This window comes from Methylosinus sp. R-45379, assembly GCF_001644125.1.
Lineage (GTDB): Bacteria > Pseudomonadota > Alphaproteobacteria > Rhizobiales > Beijerinckiaceae > Methylosinus.
In genome coordinates this window covers 23,010-41,303 of the sequence record NZ_LUUM01000268.1, presented here as the reverse complement: position 1 = coordinate 41,303, position 18,294 = coordinate 23,010, and the positions used below count along the sequence as shown (strand labels likewise).

The following is an 18,294-nucleotide window of genomic DNA, read 5'->3' as shown; positions in this document are numbered from 1 at the left end:
CGCGACGGGGAATGTGTGACAGTAGATGATCGAGCGTTGCATCGCCTTTTCGGTTCGCCAGCGTTGGCTCGTCGCGCTGCTGACTCTGCTCGCCTGCCTCATTGGCGCCTCATCGCTCGATCGCCTGCCGATCGACGCCGTGCCGGACATCACCAATAATCAGGTGCAGATCAACGCCATCGCGCCGGCGCTGTCGCCGACCGAGGTCGAAAAGCAGATCACCTTCCCGATAGAGAACGCGATCGCCGGCATTCCCGGCCTCGAATATACGCGCTCGCTCTCGCGCAACGGCTTCTCGCAGGTGACGGCCGTTTTCGCCGAGAAGCTCGACATTTATTTCGCGCGCCAGCAGGTGAATGAGCGGCTCGCGGAAGCCAAGGAGAATTTCCCCGTCGGCGTCGAGGCGCGCATGGGGCCGATCGCCACCGGCCTCAGCGAAATCTACATGTGGGCGATCCGCTATGCGCCGAAGACGCCGGGCCGCAAATATCTCGACGGTGAGCCGGGCTGGCAGAATGACGGCTCCTATCTGACGCCGGATGGGCAGCTCTTGCGCAACGAGCTGGAGCGCGCCGCCTATCTGCGCACGGTGCAGGATTGGATCGTCAAGCCGCAGCTCAAAACCGTGCCCAATATAGCGAGCATCGATTCCCTCGGCGGCTTTGTGAAGCAGTTCGACGTGCGGCCCGATGCGATGAAGCTCTATTCGCTCGGCCTCTCCTTCGGCGATGTGGCGACGGCGCTCGAGCGCAACAATCAGAGCCGCGGCGCCGGCTATATAGAGCGCAATGGCGAAGGCTATGTGGTGCGCAGCGGCGGCCGTCTGGAGACGATCGACGATATTGAACGCGTCGTTGTCTCGACGCGCAATGGCGTGCCTTTGCGCGTGAAGGACATCGCCGAGGTCGGCATAGGCCGCGAGATGCGCGTCGGCAGCGCCAGCATGGATGGCGAGGAGGTCGTCATCGGCACGGCGCTGATGCTGATCGGCGGCAATAGCCGCTCGGTCTCCGCCGCCGTCGGCGCCAAGCTCGACGTCATAAGGGCGTCGCTGCCGCCGGGGATAGAGGCGAAGACGATTCTCGACCGCACCGTGCTCGTCGATGCGACGATCCGCACGGTCGCCTCCAATCTCGCCGAGGGCGCGCTGCTGGTCATCGTCGTGCTGTTTCTGCTGCTCGGCAATTTCCGCGCGGCGCTGATTACGGCGCTGGTCATTCCCGTCACCATGCTGCTGCTCGCCACCGGCATGGTCTATGGCCGCATCAGCGCCAATCTCATGAGCATGGGCGCGCTGGATTTCGGCCTGATCGCCGATGGCGCGGTGATCGTCGCCGAGAACAGCCTGCGTCATCTCTTCGAGCGGCGCCATGCGCTCGGCCGCGCGCTCTCGCTCGAGGATCGGCTGCAGACGGTGATCGCCTCCGCCGTGGAGATGATCCGACCGACCGTCTATGGCCAGGCGATCATCATTCTCGTCTATGTGCCTCTGCTGTCCTTTTCGGGCGTCGAAGGCAAAATGTTCCACCCCATGGCGCTGACGGTGATATTGGCGCTCGCCGCCGCCTTCATTCTCTCGCTCACCTTCGTGCCGGCGATGATCGCCATTCTCGTCTCCGGCCGCGTCGAGGAGAGCGAGAACAAATTCATCGCCGCCTTGAAGCGCGCCTATCTGCCGCGCTTGCAGAGCGCCATCGCGTCGCCGCGCAGGCCCATCGCCATCGGCGCCGGCGCTTTTCTGCTGGCGCTGCTGCTCGCCGCGCGTCTCGGCCAGGAGTTCATCCCGACGCTCGACGAGAAGAATCTCGCGATGCAGGCGGGCCGCATTCCGAGCGCCTCGCTCACCCAATCGCAGGCGATGCAGAACGACGTCGAGAACGCCATTCATCGCGCGCCCGAGGTCGCCTATGTCTTCTCCAAGACCGGCACGGCGGAGGCGGCGACGGACCCCATGCCGCCCAATCTCACCGACACCTATATTTTCTTGAAGCCGCGCGACGAATGGGCCGATCCCAAGCTCCCCAAGGAGGAGCTGATCCGCCGCATCGACGGCCATGTCTCCGAGCTGCCCGGCAATCTCTATGAGTTTTCGCAGCCCATTCAGCTGCGCTTCAACGAGCTGCTCGCCGGCGTGCGCGGCGATCTGGCGGTGAAGGTGTTCGGCGAGGATTTCGACTCTATGGTCAAGGAGGCCGAGCAGATCGCCGGCGTGCTGCGCGGCGTCTCCGGCGCCGAGGATGTGAAGGTCGAGCAGATCGCGGGCTTGCCCTTCCTCGAGATCAAGATCGACAAGACCGAGATCGCGCATCTCGGCCTCAGCGTCGCGGAAGTGCAGGACGTCATCGGCGCTGCTGTCGGCGGTCAGCGCGCCGGCGTCGTCTTCGAGGGCGATCGGCGCTTTCCGATCATCGTGCGTCTGAAGGACGAATTGCGCCGAGACATTCGCGCGCTCGAGAATCTGCCCGTCTCCGTGCGCGGACACGACACGGGGCAGACGCGCACCGTGCCGCTGAAGCAGGTCGCCTCCTTCTCCTTCCATGAGGGGCCGAACCAGATTTCGCGCGAGAATGGCAAGCGCCGCGTCGTCGTCACCGCCAATGTGCGCGGGCGCGATATCGCCTCCGTCGTCTCCGAGGCGCAGGATAAGGTGAAAGCGAAAGTCACGCTCGCCGCCGGCGATTGGCTCTCCTGGGGCGGCCAGTTCGAGAATCTCGCCGCCGCGCGGCAAAAGCTCGTTCTCGTCGTGCCGCTGTGCTTCTTCCTCATTTTCCTCTTGCTCTATTCGGCGCTCGGCTCGGCGCGCGACGCGCTCATCGTGTTCAGCGCCGTGCCTTTGGCGCTCTCCGGCGGCGTCGCCGCGCTATGGCTGCGCGGCATGCCCATGTCGGTCTCCGCCGCGGTCGGCTTTATCGCGCTCTCCGGCGTCGCCGTGCTCAATGGCCTCGTCATGCGCAGCTATATTCTGCAGCTCGTGCAGCAGGGGCGCGCGCCACGCGAGGCCATTGTCGAAGGCGCGATGACGCGCTTGCGTCCTGTCGCCATGACGGCGCTCGTCGCCTCGCTCGGCTTTCTGCCCATGGCCTTTGCGACCGGCACGGGCGCGGAGGTGCAAAAGCCCATTGCGACAGTGGTGATCGGCGGGCTGGTCAGCGCGACGGTGCTCACGCTCTTCGTGCTGCCGGCGCTCTATGCGCTGTTCGGCCGCGATGAAGCGGTTGTTGCGCCGGAGGAGGATGTCGTCGCCGAGCCGCGAGGCGCCGACGCATGAGAGGCGTTTCAGTCTTCGCTCTGGGGCTCGCTCTGCTGACGCCGGCCGCCGCCTCGGGAGAAACCCTCGCCGGCGCGCTGGCGCGCGCCTATGAGCTCAATCCGACGATCAATTCCGCGCGCGCCGGCCAGCGCGCCAATGACGAGAATGTGCCGCGCGCGCTCGCGCAATTCCGCCCCAGCGTGAGGACCGACGCCTTTCTCGGCGTCGAGCGGCGGCGTTCGGTGCAGAAGTCCTTCGAATACGACAATGGCAATCGTCTCGAGCCGCTCTGGGTCGAGAGCATTCAGAACAATCGCGGCGGGCCGCCGCGTTCCGCCGTGCTCAGCGTCGAGCAGCCATTGTTCGACGGCTTTCGCACGCATAACGCCGCGCTTTCCGCGCAGACCAATGTGCATGCGGGACGCGAGCGGCTGCGGCTCATGGAGCAGCGCCTGCTGTTCGAGGCCGTCTCCGTCTATATGAACGTGCTACGCGACACCGCTGCGCTGCGCTTGCAGCAGAACCATGTTTCCGTGCTCGAGGAGCAGCTGCGCCAGACCAAGGAGCGCTATGCGGCCGGCGAGATCACGCCGACCGACATTGCGCAAGCCGAGGCGCGCCTCTCCGCCGGCCGCTCGCAAGCCGCGACGGCGCGCGCCGAGCTCGACGCCGGCCTCGCGCGTTATGCGCAAATCATGGGAGCAGAGGCGCGGCGCCTCGCGCCGGCCGAGCCGATCGATCGCCTGCTGCCGAAATCGCGCGAGGCGGCGGAGCGCATCGCGCTCGCCGAGCATCCGGTGGTGCGCGCGGCGCAGCATGACGCCGAGGCCGCCGATCTCGACATAAGGGTGATCGAGAGCGATTTTCTGCCCAGCCTCTCCATGGTCGGCAAGGTCTACACCGAGTCCGATATCGACGGCCGCGGCAATCGCGCGCTCGGCGCGCAAGTGCTCGGCAAATTATCCGTGCCGATCTATTCCGGCGGCGGGACCTCGGCGCGGCTGCGCCAGGCGAAAGAGACGGCGGGGCAGAAGAAATTCGACGTCGACGCCGCGCGCGCCGAGCTGATGGCGCTGACCCGCGCCAATTGGGGCGGGCTGCAGGCCGCCAAGGCGCAGATCGCCGCCGCCAGCGCGCAGATCGCCGCGGCCGAGCGCGCGCTTGAGGGCGTGCGCGAGGAGGCCAAGGCCGGCAAGCGCACCACGCTGGAGATTTTGAACGCGCAGCAGGAGCTGCTCGGCGCGCGTCTGGCGCTGGTGGTCGCGCAGCGGGACCGGGTCGTCGCCTCCTACGCCGTGCTGGCGGCGATGGGCCGATTGTCGGCGCAGCAGCTCGGCCTCTCCGTCGCGGCCTATGACGCTTCCGCGCATTTCGATGCGGTGAAGGACTCATGGGGCGGAATCGGGGGCGGAATCGAAACGCCCGGCGGCCGCTGAGAGCGACGCCGGGCGTTTTGAATGCGTGGTCCGGGATGCGAGCCTGAAGGCTCGCGGTCCGACCCGCGCCCTGGACCGCGAGCCTTCAGGCTCGCAAATCCCTTTGCTGTCAGTCGCGGCCGGCGGAGCGGCGCTGCTCGCTGTCCGCAGCCTTGTCGCCCTCGGCCTTCTCGCCGGCGGGCGTCGCGCTGGCGGTGGCGGGCGGCGTTCCATTGCCGGCGGCGGCGAGCACCGCCTCGCGGAAGGCGCCTTCGACCGAGACGACGAAATTGTAATTCGACGTCGAATAAGGCCCGATGTGCGAGGGATCATTGCTGCGCCAGCCGACCAGAATGGCGCCGAGCTTGGCGCGCTGCTCGCCCGCGAGAACCGCGCCGCCGGAGGCGCCGTCGCCAGTGCCGCAATCGAAAGCGAACTCGCGCGCGCCGCCCTTCAGCTGATTGGTCTGCGCGCGCAGGCGGCAGGCCTCGAAGGACATTGTCTCGGCGTCGCGCCAATCGGAATGGCCGCGCGAGACGAACTCCACCGTCTGCTCGACGGCGAGCTGATCGGCGAGCTCATAGGGCTTCACATCGTCGAGCGGCTGCGCGAGCCGCGCCACCGCCCAATCATTGATCGCCTTGACGGCGTAGGGCTTGGCGGAGCCGGCGACGATCGACGACATATCAACCGCTATGCGACGCTTCTTGCCATCCACCTCGGTGACGAATTGGCAGACGCGCGCGCGCTTGGCGCCGCGCTCGTCGAAGAAGACATGCGCCGCAGTGGTGATGACATTGTTGGAGAGCGTCAGCTGCCCGGCGCCATGCGCGCGTCCGCATTGGATGAGTCCGGAAGCTGCGTGCGACTGCTTCAGCGAGCCGGCGTCGAGCTTTTGACGCGCGGCGTATTGGTCGGCGTTGGCGCGGCGCTCGGAGCCGAGCACCAGCACTTTCGTCGGCTCCAGCCGCGCGGCGGCGGAGAATTTCGCCTGCTGGGTGACGCCGGCTTCCGCGGTGGAGGAGGATAGTGGCGCAGCCGCCAAGCAAAGGGCAGCCGCGAAAAGACGATATTCGACGTTCTTCATCGCGTCCTCTTGTCTCGTTCGTGACTAGGACTATGCGAGGGCATTGCGGTTCACAAGCTTGGCAGTAAGCAAAAACACGGACTTCGCCGGAATACCTTCGAAGCGTCACAGAGTCGCCACGCAGCGACACGGCCGCCGCGAAATCGCCGCCGTCTGCGGCGCGGGACAGGGGCGGCTGCTTGCGCTATTCACATCGAGACCGGGCGGAGGAGCGCTGTGATGCGAGCGAGGATGAGACGAGCGGCTTTCGCGGGGCTCGCTTTTCTGTCGGCGGCGCCGGCATTGGCGCGCGCGCCCTGGCCGGATGATTTCGTCGGCCGTCTCGAGGCGCTGGCGCTGGTCGAGACGCTGAACGCCGAACTGCTCGCCGGCCGCAGCGCCACATTGGTGCTGGAGAAATGGTGCGCCGACCATCACATGGCCGCGGAGCCGAAGATCGTCGCGCGCGTCGCGTCGGGCGCCATCACCGAGCCGAGCGCCGAGCAGCGCGAGCGCTTGGCCGTCGGCGCGCAGGAGCCCGTGAAATATCGCCGCGTGGCGCTGCGCTGCGGCGAGCATACGCTTTCGGAAGCCGATAATTGGTATGTGCCGTCGCGGCTGACGCCGGAGATGAATCGCGCGCTCGAGACGAGCGACGCGCCCTTCGGCAAGGTGATCGCGCCGCTGCGTCCTTTCCGCCGCACATTCTCGGCGGAGATGCGATGGTCGCCGCTGCCTCCGGGCTGGGAGGGCGAGACGCGCGAGGCGATCATGCGTGCGCGGCCGAAGAAGGCGGACCTCGATCCGCCGCACGCGCTGTTCGAGCATCGCGCCATCGTGCATGGCGGCGACGGCAAGCCGATCTCGGAAGTGCGCGAGACTTATACGAACGAGCTGCTGGATTTCGACGCGGCGGCCGTGCGTGAGTGAATGATTGAGAGCTTGGGGAAGCGGCCCTCGCTCAATCTTCCTCTTCGTCGAACATTCCGAATTGCGCCGGCGGGCGCGACGGCTCGGCGAGGCCGAGATGGCGGAAGGCGTGCGGCGTCAGCAGGCGGCCGCGCGGCGTGCGTTGCAGAAAGCCCTGCTGCAGCAGAAACGGCTCGATGATGTCCTCGATCGCGTCGCGCGGCTCGGAGAGCGCGGCGGCGATCGTCTCTATCCCCACCGGGCCGCCGCCGAAATTGACGGCCACCATCTCGAGATAGCGACGGTCCATCACATCGAGGCCGATGCTGTCGACCTCGAGCAGAGCCAGCGAGCGGTCGGCGAGCTCGCGCGTGATTTGTCCCGCATTCTCGACGATGGCGAAATCGCGCACGCGGCGCAGCAGGCGGCCGGCGATGCGCGGCGTGCCGCGCGAGCGCCGCGCGATCTCGCGCGCGCCATCCTCGCTCATGGAGACGCCGAGCACGCGCGCGCCGCGCCGCACGATCAGCTCCAATTCTTCCGCCGTGTAGAAATTGAGCCGGATCGGTATGCCGAAACGATCGCGCAGCGGCGTCGTCAGCAGGCCGGCGCGCGTCGTCGCGCCGACGAGGGTGAATTTGGCGAGATCGATCTTAACCGAGCGCGCCGCCGGCCCCTCGCCGATGATGAGATCGAGCTGGAAATCCTCCATCGCCGGATAGAGGATTTCTTCGACCGCCGGATTGAGGCGATGGATCTCGTCGATGAAGAGAACGTCGCGCGGCTCGAGATTGGTGAGCTGCGCCGCGAGATCGCCGGCTTTGGCGATGACCGGGCCGGAGGTGGAGCGGAAATTGACCCCCAGCTCGCGGGCGACGATCTGCGCCATGGTCGTCTTGCCGAGGCCGGGCGGACCGACGAGCAGCACATGATCGAGCGCCTCGCCGCGCGTCTTGGCCGCCTCGATGAAGATTTTGAGATTCTTGCGCGCCGCCTCCTGGCCGGTGAAATCGCCGAGCGAGAGCGGACGTAGCGAGACATCCGGATCGTCGTCGCGTTTTTCGGGCGTCACCAGCCGGCGGGGAGGGGTGGTCAAAGAATCGGGCTCCGATTGCGTCGATGCGCTGAGAGGCGCAGGGGGACTATACGCTAGGAGCAGTAGCCGAAATAAGAGTCCTTGAAAAAAGAGGCGAGTCTCCTTCTCCCACTCGCGGGAGAGGGAATTTGCGGTCGTTATCGCGCGCCCACCCGCCGCCGCGTCTCTATCGTCACCCACACATTCGGGTCTTGCTGCGACTGGCGCTTCACGAAGCGATAGCCGGTCGCGTCCCAGGGCTTCAGCTCGTCGGTGAGATTGTCGAGGATGAAATCGCCGCGATTGGTGCGCGCCGTCAGAATCGCATGGCCCTGGTCGTTCTTGTCGCGCACGATCGTCATCAAGAGCGCCTGGCGGGGAAAGCCCATTTCCATCAGCAGCCGGCGCTTTTGCAGCGCGTAGATCTTGCAGTCGCCCTTGCCGTCGATGGGATAATCCCAATGATCGGCCATCGTGCCCCAATGCTCTAGATTGGAGAGCGGCTGGATCGCGGCGTTCACCGCGCGATTAATCTCGTTCAGCCGCGCCCAGGCTTCGCGCGAGAGATCGAGATCGGCGGCGGGCAGGACCGTCTGTCGGCATTCCTGCGGCTGGCGGCCGCAAAAATCCATCCAGCCATAGGGAATGGAGGTCGGCTCGCCGGTGACGACGAAGCTCGCGCGCGGAACCTCCGCGCGCGCGGCCGAGGCGCTGAAGACGATGAGCGCCAGAGCGAGCGGACTCAAGACGCGAATGAGGAAATAGGCCACGCGACCCCCCGAAGCCGGCGTGGAGCGCCGCAGCCCGCCGCCGCGGCGTCCCTCGCCATCGAGGCCGAGAATGCGCGAGGCCTTTTTGCCCGCCCGCCAATTTGAACGCTCGGATTTTAGCGATCGCCGCGTTTTTCACCGTGCCGTTGACCCTCGCGCTATCGGCGCAATCTGACAGAAGCGGTCGCCTTCCCTTTTCCCCGGAGAAAGAAGCACATGGCCACTGCATCGAAGCGCGAGACCGCCGCGCGCCGCCCGATCCCCTCCTTCGGCAATCCCGATCTTCCGCCCCAGGGCGCGATCAATGCGCAGAACAAGGCCAGCCTCACCGATCCCGGCCCCCGCAGCGAGGCGATCGGCGGGCAGTTTCCTTCGGCTCAGTTTCCGCCGCCCACCGACGTCAGCGACATGCCCATGTTCTGGGCCTCCTTCAACAATGCGCCGAAGCGCGTGCAGAACGGCGGCTGGGCGCGGCAGGTGACGCAATATGATTTCGCCATCGCCGAGGAGATTTCCGGCGTCGATATGCGGCTGACGGCCGGCGGGATAAGGGAGATGCATTGGCACCTCGCCGCCGAATGGGGCTATGTCTCCTATGGCTCCTGCCGCATCACCGTGCTCGACGATCAGGGCCGCGCCTATGTCTCCGATGTGAAGGAAGGGGACATTTGGTATTTCCCCGCCGGCCAGCCGCATTCGCTGCAGGGGCTGGGGCCGGACGGCTGCGAGTTCCTGCTCTGTTTCGACGACGGCAAGGCGACCGAATACAACACCTTGCTCGTGACCGACTGGATCGCCCATACGCCGCCCGAGATTCTCGCCGCCAATTTCGGCCTGCCGGCCGAGACCTTCGCCAATATCCCACTCAATCAGCTCTATATTTTCCAAGGCGAGGTCCCCGGTCCCTTGGCCGCGGATCAGGCCTCATCGGCGCAAGGGGAGGGGGCGCCGCCCTATCCCTATACATTCTCGCTGAAAGGCAGCGCCGCCGCCAAGAAGACCAAAGGCGGCGAGGTGCGCGTCGCCGACAGCGACAATTTCAAGGTCTCCTCCACCATAGCTGCGGCGCTGGTCACGCTCGCGCCGGGCGCGCTGCGCGAGATGCATTGGCATCCCAATGGCGACGAATGGCAATATTGGATCAAAGGCCATGGCCGCATGACGCTGTTCGACGCCGGGCCGAAGGCGGTGACGCAGGATTTCCACGCCGGCGACATAGGCTATGTGAAGCGCGCCCATGGGCATTACGTGCAGAATGTCGGCGATACGGAGCTGCAATTTCTCGAGGTGTTCCGCGCCGCGCATTTCCGCGACGTATCGCTCACCGACTGGCTGACCCATACGCCGCCGGCCATGGTCGCCCAGCATTTGAACATAGACGAGGCGACGATCGCCAAATTCCCGCGCGGCAAGCCCATCGTCATGCCGTGAGATCGCAGGTATGATAATACCTATTCGGTCTATCGCCGGGAAATGCAGGCTTTTCGGGCGCTCACGGGCGCCCGATTCCGTTTGACAGGGGCGGCGCGGTCGCTTATCACGCAGCGATCCCACGGGCGTGGACCCGTAAAGAACGGAAATAGCTCTCCCATGTTTGGCAAGACCTATTCGGCGAAGCCCGCCGAAGTGCAGAAGAAATGGGTGCTGATCGACGCCAAGGGCCTCGTCGTCGGCCGCCTCGCCAGCCTCATCGCGCTGCGTCTGCGCGGCAAGCACAAGGCGACCTTCACCCCCCATGTCGACGACGGCGACAACATTATCGTCGTGAACGCCGACAAGGTGATCCTCACCGGCCGCAAGCGCGACCAGAAGGTCTATTATCACCACACGGGCTTCCCGGGCGGCATCAAGGAGCGCTCGGCCAAGTTCATCCTCGAGGGCCGTTTCCCGGAGCGCATCGTCGAGAAGGCGGTGCAGCGCATGCTGCCGCGCGGCCCGCTCGGCCGCAAGCAGCTCGGCAATCTGCGCGTCTACAAGGGGCCGGAACATCCGCATGTCGCTCAGACTCCCGAGCCGCTGGACGTCGCCGCCCTCAATCCCAAGAATGCCCGCAACGGCAAGAACGCTAAGAGCGCCTGACCATGGCCGAGACCACGCTTTCCTCTCTCTCCGAGCTCAATCAGGCGACGGTCGCAGCAGCTTCCGACGCGCCGAAATATGAGCAGAAGCTCGACAAATACGGCCGCGCCTACGCCACCGGCAAGCGCAAGAACGCCGTCGCCCGCGTGTGGATCAAGCCCGGCACGGGCAAGATCACCGTCAACGGCCGCGACGTCGCCGTCTATTTCGCGCGTCCGGTGCTGCGCATGATCCTGCAGCAGCCGCTCGGCGTCGCCAATCGCGTCGACCAATACGATCTCGTCGTCACGGTTGCCGGCGGCGGCCTCTCCGGCCAGGCCGGCGCGGTGCGTCATGGTCTTGCAAAGGCGCTCACCCATTATGAGCCCGAGCTCCGCAGCGCGCTGAAGCGCGAGGGCTTCTTGACCCGCGACTCGCGCGTGGTCGAGCGTAAGAAATACGGCAAGCGCAAAGCCCGCCGCAGCTTCCAGTTCTCGAAGCGCTGATTATCTCTCGATCGGCGATACGGGCGACAAAGGGCGGCGCGAGCCGCCCTTTTTATTTGTCTCACGGGAATCGGAACCAAGACCAATGGCGAAAATCTTCATCGACGGCGACAGCGGCACCACGGGCCTCGAGATCCGCGAGAAGCTCGCGGACGCGCAGAATTTGGAGCTCGTCTCCATCGCGCCCGAGCTGCGCAAGGAGGTCTCCGCCAAGCGCGACATTCTCGCGCGCGTCGATGTCGCCATTCTCTGCCTGCCGGACGCCGCGGCCAAGGAGACGGTGGCGCTCGCCGATGAATTGGGCGACGCCGGCCCGCGCATTCTCGACGCCTCCACCGCGCATCGCGTCGCGCCCGGCTGGACCTATGGTTTTCCCGAGCTCGCGCGCGGCCAAGCGGACGCCATCCGCTCAGCGCGTCGCGTCGCCAATCCCGGCTGCTACGCCACGGGCGCGATCGCGCTGCTGCGCCCGCTCGTCGATGCGGGGCTGATCGCCGCGCAGGATGCGCTGACGATCAACGCCGTCTCCGGCTATTCCGGCGGCGGCAAGCAGATGATCGCCGCCTATGAGAAAGGCGAGGCGCCGGCCTTCGAGCTCTACGGCCTCACGCTCGAGCACAAGCATTTGCCGGAGATCGCCGCCTATTCGCGGCTCGCCGCGCCGCCTCTGTTCGTGCCCTCGGTCGGCAATTTTCATCAAGGAATGCTGGTCTCGATTCCGCTCCAGCTCGAGTCTCTCGCTGCGAGGCCTCGCGCTGTGGATCTCGAGGCGGCGCTGGCGCGGCACTATGCGGGCGCGACTTATGTGCGCGTCATGCCGGCGCCGAAGTCCGGCCGGCTCGATCCGCTCGCCTCGAGCGGAACCAATGATCTCGAAATTTTCGTCTTCGCGCGCGAGGAGAGCCGCCATGCGCTGCTCGTCGCTCGGCTCGACAATCTCGGCAAAGGCGCGTCCGGCGCCGCCGTGCAGAATCTGTCGCTGATGCTGTCGGAGAGCGTGAGCTGACTTCATTCGACCGCGCCGAGCGATAGGCGCGGTTTTGAATGTTCGACGTCAGTCGTCGTCTGCCGGGGCCTCGGCCGTGTGCAGACGACGCGCATGCAGCGTCGCTACAGCCAGCACGCCCATCGCCAGCGCCTGATGCGTGAGGCCGGCCCACAGCGGCACGACGAGCAGAAGCGTCGTTATGCCGAGCACGACTTGCGCGCTCACATGGCCGAACAAAAGCCCGGCGCCACGCGCGGCGCGGCCGCCCGCCGTGCCGGCCGCGTCGATGAGATGAAACAGTGACAGCGCGAGCAATACATAAGCGATCATGCGATGATCGAATTGCACCAGCGCGACATTGTCGACGAGATTGCTCCACCAGGGCGAGAGCCGCAGCAGCTCGTCCGAGGGCGGAACGAAGCTGTCGTCCATCAGCGGCCAAGTGTTGTAGGCGTAGCCGGCGCGCAGCCCGGCGACCAGCGCGCCCGCGCCGATCTGCACGAGCACGAGAATGAGCAGCAGCGTTGCGAAAAACGAGAGCCGCCGGCGCCCGCTCGCGACGATGATGCGCGTCCCATAGCCGAGCCCGCCCGCGACCCACAGACATGCGGAGAAGATGAAGGCCGCGAGCAGCAGATGAATGGCGAGCCGCTCCTGCGCCACCTCGACGCGGTTGACGAGGCCGGAGGACACCATCCACCAGCCGACGCCGCCCTGCAGCGCGCCCAGCGCCAATATTCCGATGAGCTTCGGCTTCACGCTTTTCGGCAGCCGTCCACGCAGCCAGAACCAGGCGAGCGGAACGGCGAAAGCGAAGCCGATGATGCGGCCGAGCAGACGATGGCTCCACTCCCAGGCGAAGATCGTCTTGAACTGCGCGAGGTCCATGTTCGGGAACATCTCGCGATACTGCGGGATTTTTTTGTAATCCTCGAAGGCGGCTGTCCATTGCGCCTCGGAGAGTGGTGGAAGAACGCCCGTTATCGGCTTCCATTCGGTAATGGAGAGGCCCGATTCGGTGAGCCGCGTCGCGCCGCCCACCACCACCATGGCGAAGACGAGCGCCGCTATGACGAGCAGCCACAGGCGCACATCGGTCGCGCTCTCCTCGCTCGGCGGCGCGACGATGGCGGGCGTGGGAGCGGGAAATTGGATCCAGTCGGTCATGGGGCGGCTCGATGTGAGAGGCTCTCGCATGCCAATTAAGGGGAGCCGCGCGCCCTTGTCCACGGGGCCGCGGGACCGAAACGCCGAGGGCGAGAATTTTCCGGCTGAAAAACGCCACGTCAGGGAGGAAAATAGAAGCGCGCGAATCGTCGCGCGGGCAGGGAGCGGAGCGCAGATTTTGACCGCCAAGACCGATGGCGCCTTCCGCACGATCGGCGAGGTCGCGGAGAGCCTCGACCTTCCGCCGCATGTGCTGCGCTTTTGGGAGACGCGATTTTCCGAGATCGAGCCCGTCAAGCGCGCCGGCGGACGGCGCTACTATCGGCCGCGCGACGTCGAGCTGGTCGCGGCGATTCGTCATTTGCTCTATGGCCGCGGCTATACGATCAAAGGCGTGCAGCGCCTGTTGCGCGAGCAGGGCGTGCGCGCGGTGATCGAGAGCGCCCGCGGCGGCGCCGGGCCGGAGCGCGGCGATTTCGACGAGCCCGAGCCGCACGCGGCCGAGGCTCCGCTCTTCTCTTATGGCGAATCGCCGACGCGGGCGAAGCCGCCATCCGCCTTTCACGCGTCGGAAATCGATGAGGAGGAAGCGCCGAGAGCCTCCACCTCTCTGGTCGCGCTGGCCGCGCGCGAGCCGCCGCCCATGCTGACGCTGCCCGCCGTGCGCCTTTCCGAGGCGCCGGCCGCCGGCCTGCGCCCGCAGGATGAGCGGCTGCTGCGGCAGGCTCTGGCCGATCTCGCCGAATGCCGGCGCATGCTGGAGCTGACGCGGCGGTGAATTCCTCGCTACTTCTGCGCTGTCATGCGTTGCCAGCGGCTTCGCCGGCCTCTATAAGGGCGACCATCGGAGTGTAGCGCAGCCCGGTTAGCGCACTTGTCTGGGGGACAAGGGGTCGTGGGTTCGAATCCCGCCACTCCGACCATATAAGCGCTTGAAATATAGCGTTATTCTGACCAATGAAGAGGCTGGGCGTTCCGCACGAAAGCGGAACATAACCGCCCGAAAATCCCGCAGCGGCGCAAAAAGTCCCGCAGAAAGTCCCGCAGGGATTCTGCTCTTGTTCCGGTCGGCCCGAGACAGAAAAAAGCCCCGCCGGCGGACCAGCGGGGCTTTCGATTTCGGCTCGGCGGGAACGTCAGACTATGCGGCCGAGATCTCGAACATCGCCATCGGCTGAGACCGCCGCCGCGCCGCCGGCGAGGCCCGCCCGCCGACGGGCGTCTTCGGCCTCGGCGCGCGTGCGACTGTCGAGCACCTGGCGCAAGGCCTTGACCTCGTCCCGCAGGCCGTGGACCTCGGCCGTGAGATCGGCGATCCGCTTTTCATAGCCATCGATCAACGCTTTGAAACGCTCATTCAAAATGCCCGCATAGACTGCATCGGCCTCGGCTTCCGCCTTGGAGGCCTCCGCCGTCGCCTTGGTTGCGTCGGCGGCGACTTTGGCCGTTTCCGCCTCGGCCTTTTTGCGCCCCGCCAGCCATCCAAAGATGGCCGCCGGCGTCGCCCCGCTTGCCAGCGGCAATAGCCAATCTTTCGCGCGATCGAGCATTCCGATCATATCCCCCTCGCCATGCGCCACCGTCCAGCCCTCACTTCGATTCGCCTGCCAGCCCCAAATCCCGACGCTCACGCCACCGAACATTCGCCGCATGGCGATCGCCGCAGCTCACCAGAGCCACTCGGTCGCGCCCCCACAGGCGCTCGACCTCGCCGGCGGCGAGCGCGCGCGGCGGCAGCCTGGTCGGGCGCTCGCAGGGCTTGTCGAGATCGCCGGGCGCGTTGGCTTCCTTCGTAGCCAGCTCGCGCACGGGCTCGGTCCGGCTGCTATCGGGCGAGCCGGTCGAGGCGCATGACGTCAGCAGCATCGAGGCAAGGGCGGCGATCATGAGCGGCGGACGCATCGGCGGCTTCCTTCAGTCTGATTTCGAGATCGAGATTTTTGCGAGCGAGACCCTCTGATTCGGCGCGGCCGGCGGCCTCGGCCGCGCCGATCGCAGATTCCCGCCGTGCATGTTCCGCATCGGCGGCGCGTTGGAGCTCGAGGCGGAGCGCATCCGCACGGGCCGAGCAGGCGGCCCGCTCATTATGGCCGACGACGAGCCAGGTGAGGCCGACGGCGAGCGCCGCCGCGCCGATCGGCGTGCGGACCGCCGCCGAGAGCGCGTCGAGCGCGCCTTTGAGCAGCATGGGGAGGAGGGCGAGGATCGGCATGGCGCGCCCTCAATTGATCGACTTACGGCGGATGGCGAGCCATCCGACGTAGAGCAGCAGGCCGCCTATGCAGACGGCGAGGCCGATCGCAACCAATTCTCCGATGATCTCGGCCGCGGTTTTGACGATTTCGAGCATGGCGCTCACCTCCCGATATTGAGGCCGGAGGCGGCGTCGTCGACGCGCGCCGCCTTGACCAGCGACGCTCCGCGCCAGGCGCGCCAGACGAAATAGGCCATCAAGGCGATGAGCGTGATCGCGGCCAAGGGCCTCCAGTATGTCTGCAGGACCTCCAGCACGCCGACGTTGCTTTGCAGCGCCGTCGCCGCCTCCTGTAGCTTATCGAGCACGGCTGGCGCGGCTTCGAGACCGGCTGCAGCGCCGCCCGTCACCACGACGCCAGAAACGCCCTGCTGCGCGCGATCGGCGCCGGCGATCGTCCGCGAGCCGGAGGCGCGAAGCTCTTTCGCCGTCGTCTGTTCGCGCGGCACGGCGGCGACCTTCGCCCATTTCTGGTAAGCCTTGGCGAGCAGCCCGGAATATTTTTCGACTTGCCCCGGCCCATTGTAGCCGCGTGCGAAGCCCTTCCAGTCCTTGCGCCGCAACTCGTCGTCGAGGTGATTGTGTTCGATGAAACCGATCATCTGCCCGAGCTGCGCCGCCTCGCTTTCCGTGGCCGCCGCAAACATCGCGCGCGCGCTCGGATAGCCGGCGGCGTCGTAATTCTCGCCGAGCACCTGACCGAGACCGATCGAGACGGCGCGATAGGCGCACTCTTCATCGATCGCGATGGCGCGGGCGAGGCGATCATAATTGCCATCGCTCGTTTTCGCGTAGGGCTTCGTGCCCCACTTCTCATAGGCGAGTCCGGCTCGCCACGCGTCCAGGCGCTGATCGTTGGGTGTGAGGTTTCGCCAAAACACATGCGGCTCGAAAAGAATGATCGGCCGCTTCTTCGCGTCGAACCCGGAGCCGCGGCTCTCGACCGCGAGAACCGCACGCAATGCGGCGACTTCGCATCCGATCTTGCCCGCCGCCTGTTCGATGTCGAGCGCGGACATCCGCCGCGCCACGCCGGAAAAATTCGTCATGTTTCACCTTTGGTAAGAGCGCGCATAGGCGCGCGATAGCGCTCACGCGGCGCGTGAGCGGAGCGAGGAATTCAGCGATGCGATTTGAAAGACGCTATGGCGCGCGCGTTACTTCGATCGCGCCGACCCATGCAGAATTTGCACGAGTTCGACCCCCACAAACTGAAAAAGGGTCACTCCCACCCGATGAGCGTGGCCGTCGTGCCGGTGGAGAGGAGCCGCACGCCGCGGAAGGGGAGCACCTGGCCCTGGTTGACGTTGTAGGCGATCTCGGTTCCGGCGACGTCCCGGATCACCGCGACGCCGCCGACATTGACGTAGACCGCGCGCGGGATCACCGCGAGGTCGTTAGCGTCCGACGCGACGAGCGTGAAATGCTTCGTCGCGGGGCTCGAGAGGCCCTGCGCATGAGCGTTGAAATGGTCGACGGACATGGTTCACCTTTCGCAGCTTCCGTTGTTGGGCGTGTGGGTTGATGGCGGCTTGCATTTATGATGGGAGTGTCTTAATTTCTTCGGTCGAGAAACTGAGTTAAATATGAAGGCTATCGAATTATGAAAATCATTAGCGATGTATACGCGTCATCTCTTTATATGTTTTTGTTGTTTGTATTTTTTTATGCAATTATGGTGATGTCTTCTAATATTTTGTGTAGAGCATCTAAATCCGTCAGACTTGCGTCTACTCAATCGGGTAATAGATATGTCTCCTTAGACGGGCTTCGCGGATTGCTTGCATTTGGCGTTATGGCTCATCACTCAATTGTTGGCTTCGTCTATTTCAATACCGGAACCTGGCAGTGGAGTGAAAACCCTGTTTTAAACCAGCTCGGACAATCGACCGTCGCCCTGTTTTTTATGATCACAGGCTTCCTGTTTACAGAAAAATGTTCTGCTCCCACCGTCAGGTGGCAAGCACTTTACATCTCGCGCGTCGCAAGGCTCACACCTCTTTACGCCGTCGTCGTTGTGGTTGTGTTTGCAGCGGTGTTTGCCCTATCAGGCTTCCAGCTTCATGTGCCGCCATCAGAATTCCTGATGGAATTTGGTCAATGGCTCGCATTCGTCTGCTTCGGCCGACCGGGAATCAACGGCATGGAAAATAGCTGGACGCTCATAGCGGGCGTGAACTGGTCACTTCGTTTTGAGTGGATATTCTATGTCGTCGGGTTGCCCTTGATATTCTTGACCTCGAGAGTGTTGTCTCGCAATCGGTTGCTGGTCTTCTATTTTATATCTCTGATCGGACTCGTCGCCTTCGGCCAGTTGCGTGGCGGTTTGCACGGCGGCCCGCTTTGTCTGGCGCATTTCCTGTGCGGCATTATAGCGGCCTTCACCTATGAGAACCATACAGGACGGCTGTTGATTTCGTCGCGACCGTTCCATATTGCGGCGGCTCTCTCGCTCGTGATTTTGGGCTTTATGACCGATAGCGGTAACGCGATTGCCATCGCCGTGACCCTGTTTTTCTTTCTCGCAGCAGTTGGTGGCTTGTCGATTTTCGGCCTACTCAAGACACGAGCGGCAATTTGGATGGGAGACATAAGCTATGGCATATATCTGATCCACGGACTTGTTCTTTGGTCGACCTTTTACATGTCCAAGAAGCTTGGCTTACTGAACTCCTTAGACACATTGGCCTTTGTTATCGTTCTGCCGTTGATGGGATTATTCGTTCTTGCATTGGCTTCGCTCTCCTACATCTTCTTGGAAAAACCAACAATCGAATTTGGTCGGAGCCTGGCGAGTGACAGCTTGAGGAAAACTACGGCTGGACAACCAATTTAA

The 18,294-nt window shown here is 64.8% G+C and carries 19 protein-coding genes and 1 tRNA gene; 10 read left to right on the top strand and 10 right to left on the bottom strand.

Translation table 11 applies throughout. The features are described 5' to 3' along the window. Nucleotides 1–25 precede the first annotated feature (25 nt). Both A1351_RS16285 and A1351_RS16280 read left to right on the top strand, forming a co-directional pair. Entirely contained in the window at nucleotides 26–3,268 is a 3,243-nt protein-coding gene (locus A1351_RS16285) for an efflux RND transporter permease subunit (protein ID WP_024880568.1), read from the top strand. Continuing rightward, nucleotides 3,265–4,686 carry a TolC family outer membrane protein gene (locus A1351_RS16280; RefSeq protein ID WP_024880567.1) on the top strand — a complete coding sequence of 474 codons (1,422 nt, stop codon included), beginning with the start codon at nucleotides 3,265–3,267 and terminating at the stop codon, nucleotides 4,684–4,686. Before A1351_RS16285 ends, A1351_RS16280 begins: the two co-directional genes overlap by 4 nt. 109 nt (nucleotides 4,687–4,795) lie before the next feature. Here the strand turns inward: A1351_RS16280 and A1351_RS16275 are convergent, their stop codons facing one another. After that, on the bottom strand, nucleotides 4,796–5,752 hold the full coding sequence (locus A1351_RS16275; RefSeq protein ID WP_024880566.1) for a trypsin-like peptidase domain-containing protein: 957 nt from the start codon (nucleotides 5,750–5,752) through the stop codon (nucleotides 4,796–4,798). A gap of 231 nt (nucleotides 5,753–5,983) precedes the next feature. Between A1351_RS16275 and A1351_RS16270 the strand changes: the two genes are divergently transcribed. Next, nucleotides 5,984–6,661, top strand: coding sequence for a hypothetical protein (locus tag A1351_RS16270; RefSeq protein ID WP_245291667.1), 678 nt, complete (start codon nucleotides 5,984–5,986; stop codon nucleotides 6,659–6,661). A 31-nt stretch (nucleotides 6,662–6,692) separates the two neighbouring features. On the opposite strand, the gene ruvB is transcribed toward A1351_RS16270, so the two are convergent. Both ruvB and A1351_RS16260 read right to left on the bottom strand, forming a co-directional pair. Next, the gene (gene ruvB, locus A1351_RS16265; protein WP_064033485.1) at nucleotides 6,693–7,736 is read right to left on the bottom strand and encodes a Holliday junction branch migration DNA helicase RuvB; all 1,044 of its coding nucleotides are present in this window, start codon (nucleotides 7,734–7,736) and stop codon (nucleotides 6,693–6,695) included. 137 nt (nucleotides 7,737–7,873) lie between these two features. Continuing rightward, nucleotides 7,874–8,485: a transglutaminase-like cysteine peptidase gene (locus A1351_RS16260; protein WP_245291666.1), complete on the bottom strand. Its 612-nt coding sequence runs from the start codon at nucleotides 8,483–8,485 to the stop codon at nucleotides 7,874–7,876. A 216-nt stretch (nucleotides 8,486–8,701) separates the two neighbouring features. On the opposite strand from A1351_RS16260, the gene A1351_RS16255 reads away from it, so the two are divergent. The 4 genes from A1351_RS16255 to argC all read left to right on the top strand — a co-directional run bounded on the left by A1351_RS16255 (nucleotide 8,702) and on the right by argC (nucleotide 12,055). After that, nucleotides 8,702–9,916 carry a cupin domain-containing protein gene (locus A1351_RS16255; RefSeq protein WP_064033483.1) on the top strand — a complete coding sequence of 405 codons (1,215 nt, stop codon included), beginning with the start codon at nucleotides 8,702–8,704 and terminating at the stop codon, nucleotides 9,914–9,916. 159 nt (nucleotides 9,917–10,075) lie between these two features. Beyond that, nucleotides 10,076–10,564, top strand: coding sequence for a 50S ribosomal protein L13 (gene rplM / locus A1351_RS16250; protein ID WP_024880561.1), 489 nt, complete (start codon nucleotides 10,076–10,078; stop codon nucleotides 10,562–10,564). 2 nt (nucleotides 10,565–10,566) lie between these two features. Next, nucleotides 10,567–11,049, top strand: a complete 483-nt coding sequence (gene rpsI, locus A1351_RS16245) for a 30S ribosomal protein S9 (protein WP_024880560.1) — start codon at nucleotides 10,567–10,569, stop codon at nucleotides 11,047–11,049. An 85-nt stretch (nucleotides 11,050–11,134) separates the two neighbouring features. Further along, on the top strand, nucleotides 11,135–12,055 hold the full coding sequence (gene argC, locus A1351_RS16240; RefSeq protein WP_064033482.1) for an N-acetyl-gamma-glutamyl-phosphate reductase: 921 nt from the start codon (nucleotides 11,135–11,137) through the stop codon (nucleotides 12,053–12,055). 48 nt (nucleotides 12,056–12,103) lie between these two features. Here argC and A1351_RS16235 read toward each other — a convergent pair whose 3' ends face one another. Beyond that, a complete protein-coding gene (locus tag A1351_RS16235) occupies nucleotides 12,104–13,204 on the bottom strand; it encodes a COX15/CtaA family protein (protein WP_064033481.1) in 1,101 nt (366 codons plus the stop codon). Between the two features lie 178 nt (nucleotides 13,205–13,382). On the opposite strand from A1351_RS16235, the gene A1351_RS16230 reads away from it, so the two are divergent. Beyond that, nucleotides 13,383–13,982, top strand: coding sequence for a MerR family transcriptional regulator (locus tag A1351_RS16230; RefSeq protein ID WP_064033480.1), 600 nt, complete (start codon nucleotides 13,383–13,385; stop codon nucleotides 13,980–13,982). A 67-nt stretch (nucleotides 13,983–14,049) separates the two neighbouring features. Next, nucleotides 14,050–14,127 (top strand) — tRNA-Pro (locus A1351_RS16225). A 213-nt stretch (nucleotides 14,128–14,340) separates the two neighbouring features. Here A1351_RS16225 and A1351_RS16220 read toward each other — a convergent pair. The 6 genes from A1351_RS16220 to A1351_RS16200 all read right to left on the bottom strand — a co-directional run bounded on the left by A1351_RS16220 (nucleotide 14,341) and on the right by A1351_RS16200 (nucleotide 16,941). Further along, nucleotides 14,341–14,835, bottom strand: a complete 495-nt coding sequence (locus tag A1351_RS16220) for a hypothetical protein (protein ID WP_157096347.1) — start codon at nucleotides 14,833–14,835, stop codon at nucleotides 14,341–14,343. Then, nucleotides 14,795–15,013: a hypothetical protein gene (locus A1351_RS16215; RefSeq protein WP_157096346.1), complete on the bottom strand. Its 219-nt coding sequence runs from the start codon at nucleotides 15,011–15,013 to the stop codon at nucleotides 14,795–14,797. Before A1351_RS16215 ends, A1351_RS16220 begins: the two co-directional genes overlap by 41 nt. A 16-nt stretch (nucleotides 15,014–15,029) precedes the next feature. After that, nucleotides 15,030–15,416 (bottom strand): hypothetical protein, encoded by a 387-nt coding sequence (locus A1351_RS16210; protein ID WP_064033477.1) that lies wholly within the window; start codon nucleotides 15,414–15,416, stop codon nucleotides 15,030–15,032. Nucleotides 15,417–15,425: 9 nt separating this feature from the next. After that, nucleotides 15,426–15,554 carry a hypothetical protein gene (locus A1351_RS26015; protein WP_256388648.1) on the bottom strand — a complete coding sequence of 43 codons (129 nt, stop codon included), beginning with the start codon at nucleotides 15,552–15,554 and terminating at the stop codon, nucleotides 15,426–15,428. Between the two features lie 5 nt (nucleotides 15,555–15,559). Continuing rightward, nucleotides 15,560–16,507 (bottom strand): N-acetylmuramidase family protein, encoded by a 948-nt coding sequence (locus A1351_RS16205; protein ID WP_064033476.1) that lies wholly within the window; start codon nucleotides 16,505–16,507, stop codon nucleotides 15,560–15,562. 173 nt (nucleotides 16,508–16,680) lie between these two features. Beyond that, nucleotides 16,681–16,941 carry a hypothetical protein gene (locus A1351_RS16200; RefSeq protein ID WP_064033475.1) on the bottom strand — a complete coding sequence of 87 codons (261 nt, stop codon included), beginning with the start codon at nucleotides 16,939–16,941 and terminating at the stop codon, nucleotides 16,681–16,683. A gap of 120 nt (nucleotides 16,942–17,061) precedes the next feature. Between A1351_RS16200 and A1351_RS16195 the strand changes: the two genes are divergently transcribed. Next, complete coding sequence (locus A1351_RS16195; RefSeq protein WP_083967374.1) at nucleotides 17,062–18,294, top strand: acyltransferase; 1,233 nt, start codon at nucleotides 17,062–17,064, stop codon at nucleotides 18,292–18,294.

What these genes read in the sequence shown, in the direction of transcription:
- A1351_RS16285 (WP_024880568.1), top strand. Translation starts at nt 26, where the DNA reads ATGATCGAGCGTTGCATCGCCTTTTCGGTTCGCCAGCGTTGGCTCGTC.
- A1351_RS16280 (WP_024880567.1), top strand. Translation starts at nt 3,265, where the DNA reads ATGAGAGGCGTTTCAGTCTTCGCTCTGGGGCTCGCTCTGCTGACGCCG.
- A1351_RS16275 (WP_024880566.1), bottom strand. Translation starts at nt 5,752, where the DNA reads ATGAAGAACGTCGAATATCGTCTTTTCGCGGCTGCCCTTTGCTTGGCG.
- A1351_RS16270 (WP_245291667.1), top strand. Translation starts at nt 5,984, where the DNA reads ATGAGACGAGCGGCTTTCGCGGGGCTCGCTTTTCTGTCGGCGGCGCCG.
- A1351_RS16255 (WP_064033483.1), top strand. Translation starts at nt 8,702, where the DNA reads ATGGCCACTGCATCGAAGCGCGAGACCGCCGCGCGCCGCCCGATCCCC.
- rplM (WP_024880561.1), top strand. Translation starts at nt 10,076, where the DNA reads ATGTTTGGCAAGACCTATTCGGCGAAGCCCGCCGAAGTGCAGAAGAAA.
- rpsI (WP_024880560.1), top strand. Translation starts at nt 10,567, where the DNA reads ATGGCCGAGACCACGCTTTCCTCTCTCTCCGAGCTCAATCAGGCGACG.
- argC (WP_064033482.1), top strand. Translation starts at nt 11,135, where the DNA reads ATGGCGAAAATCTTCATCGACGGCGACAGCGGCACCACGGGCCTCGAG.
- A1351_RS16235 (WP_064033481.1), bottom strand. Translation starts at nt 13,204, where the DNA reads ATGACCGACTGGATCCAATTTCCCGCTCCCACGCCCGCCATCGTCGCG.
- A1351_RS16210 (WP_064033477.1), bottom strand. Translation starts at nt 15,416, where the DNA reads ATGCCGATCCTCGCCCTCCTCCCCATGCTGCTCAAAGGCGCGCTCGAC.
- A1351_RS26015 (WP_256388648.1), bottom strand. Translation starts at nt 15,554, where the DNA reads ATGCTCGAAATCGTCAAAACCGCGGCCGAGATCATCGGAGAATTGGTT.
- A1351_RS16205 (WP_064033476.1), bottom strand. Translation starts at nt 16,507, where the DNA reads ATGACGAATTTTTCCGGCGTGGCGCGGCGGATGTCCGCGCTCGACATC.
- A1351_RS16200 (WP_064033475.1), bottom strand. Translation starts at nt 16,941, where the DNA reads ATGTCCGTCGACCATTTCAACGCTCATGCGCAGGGCCTCTCGAGCCCC.
- A1351_RS16195 (WP_083967374.1), top strand. Translation starts at nt 17,062, where the DNA reads ATGAAAATCATTAGCGATGTATACGCGTCATCTCTTTATATGTTTTTG.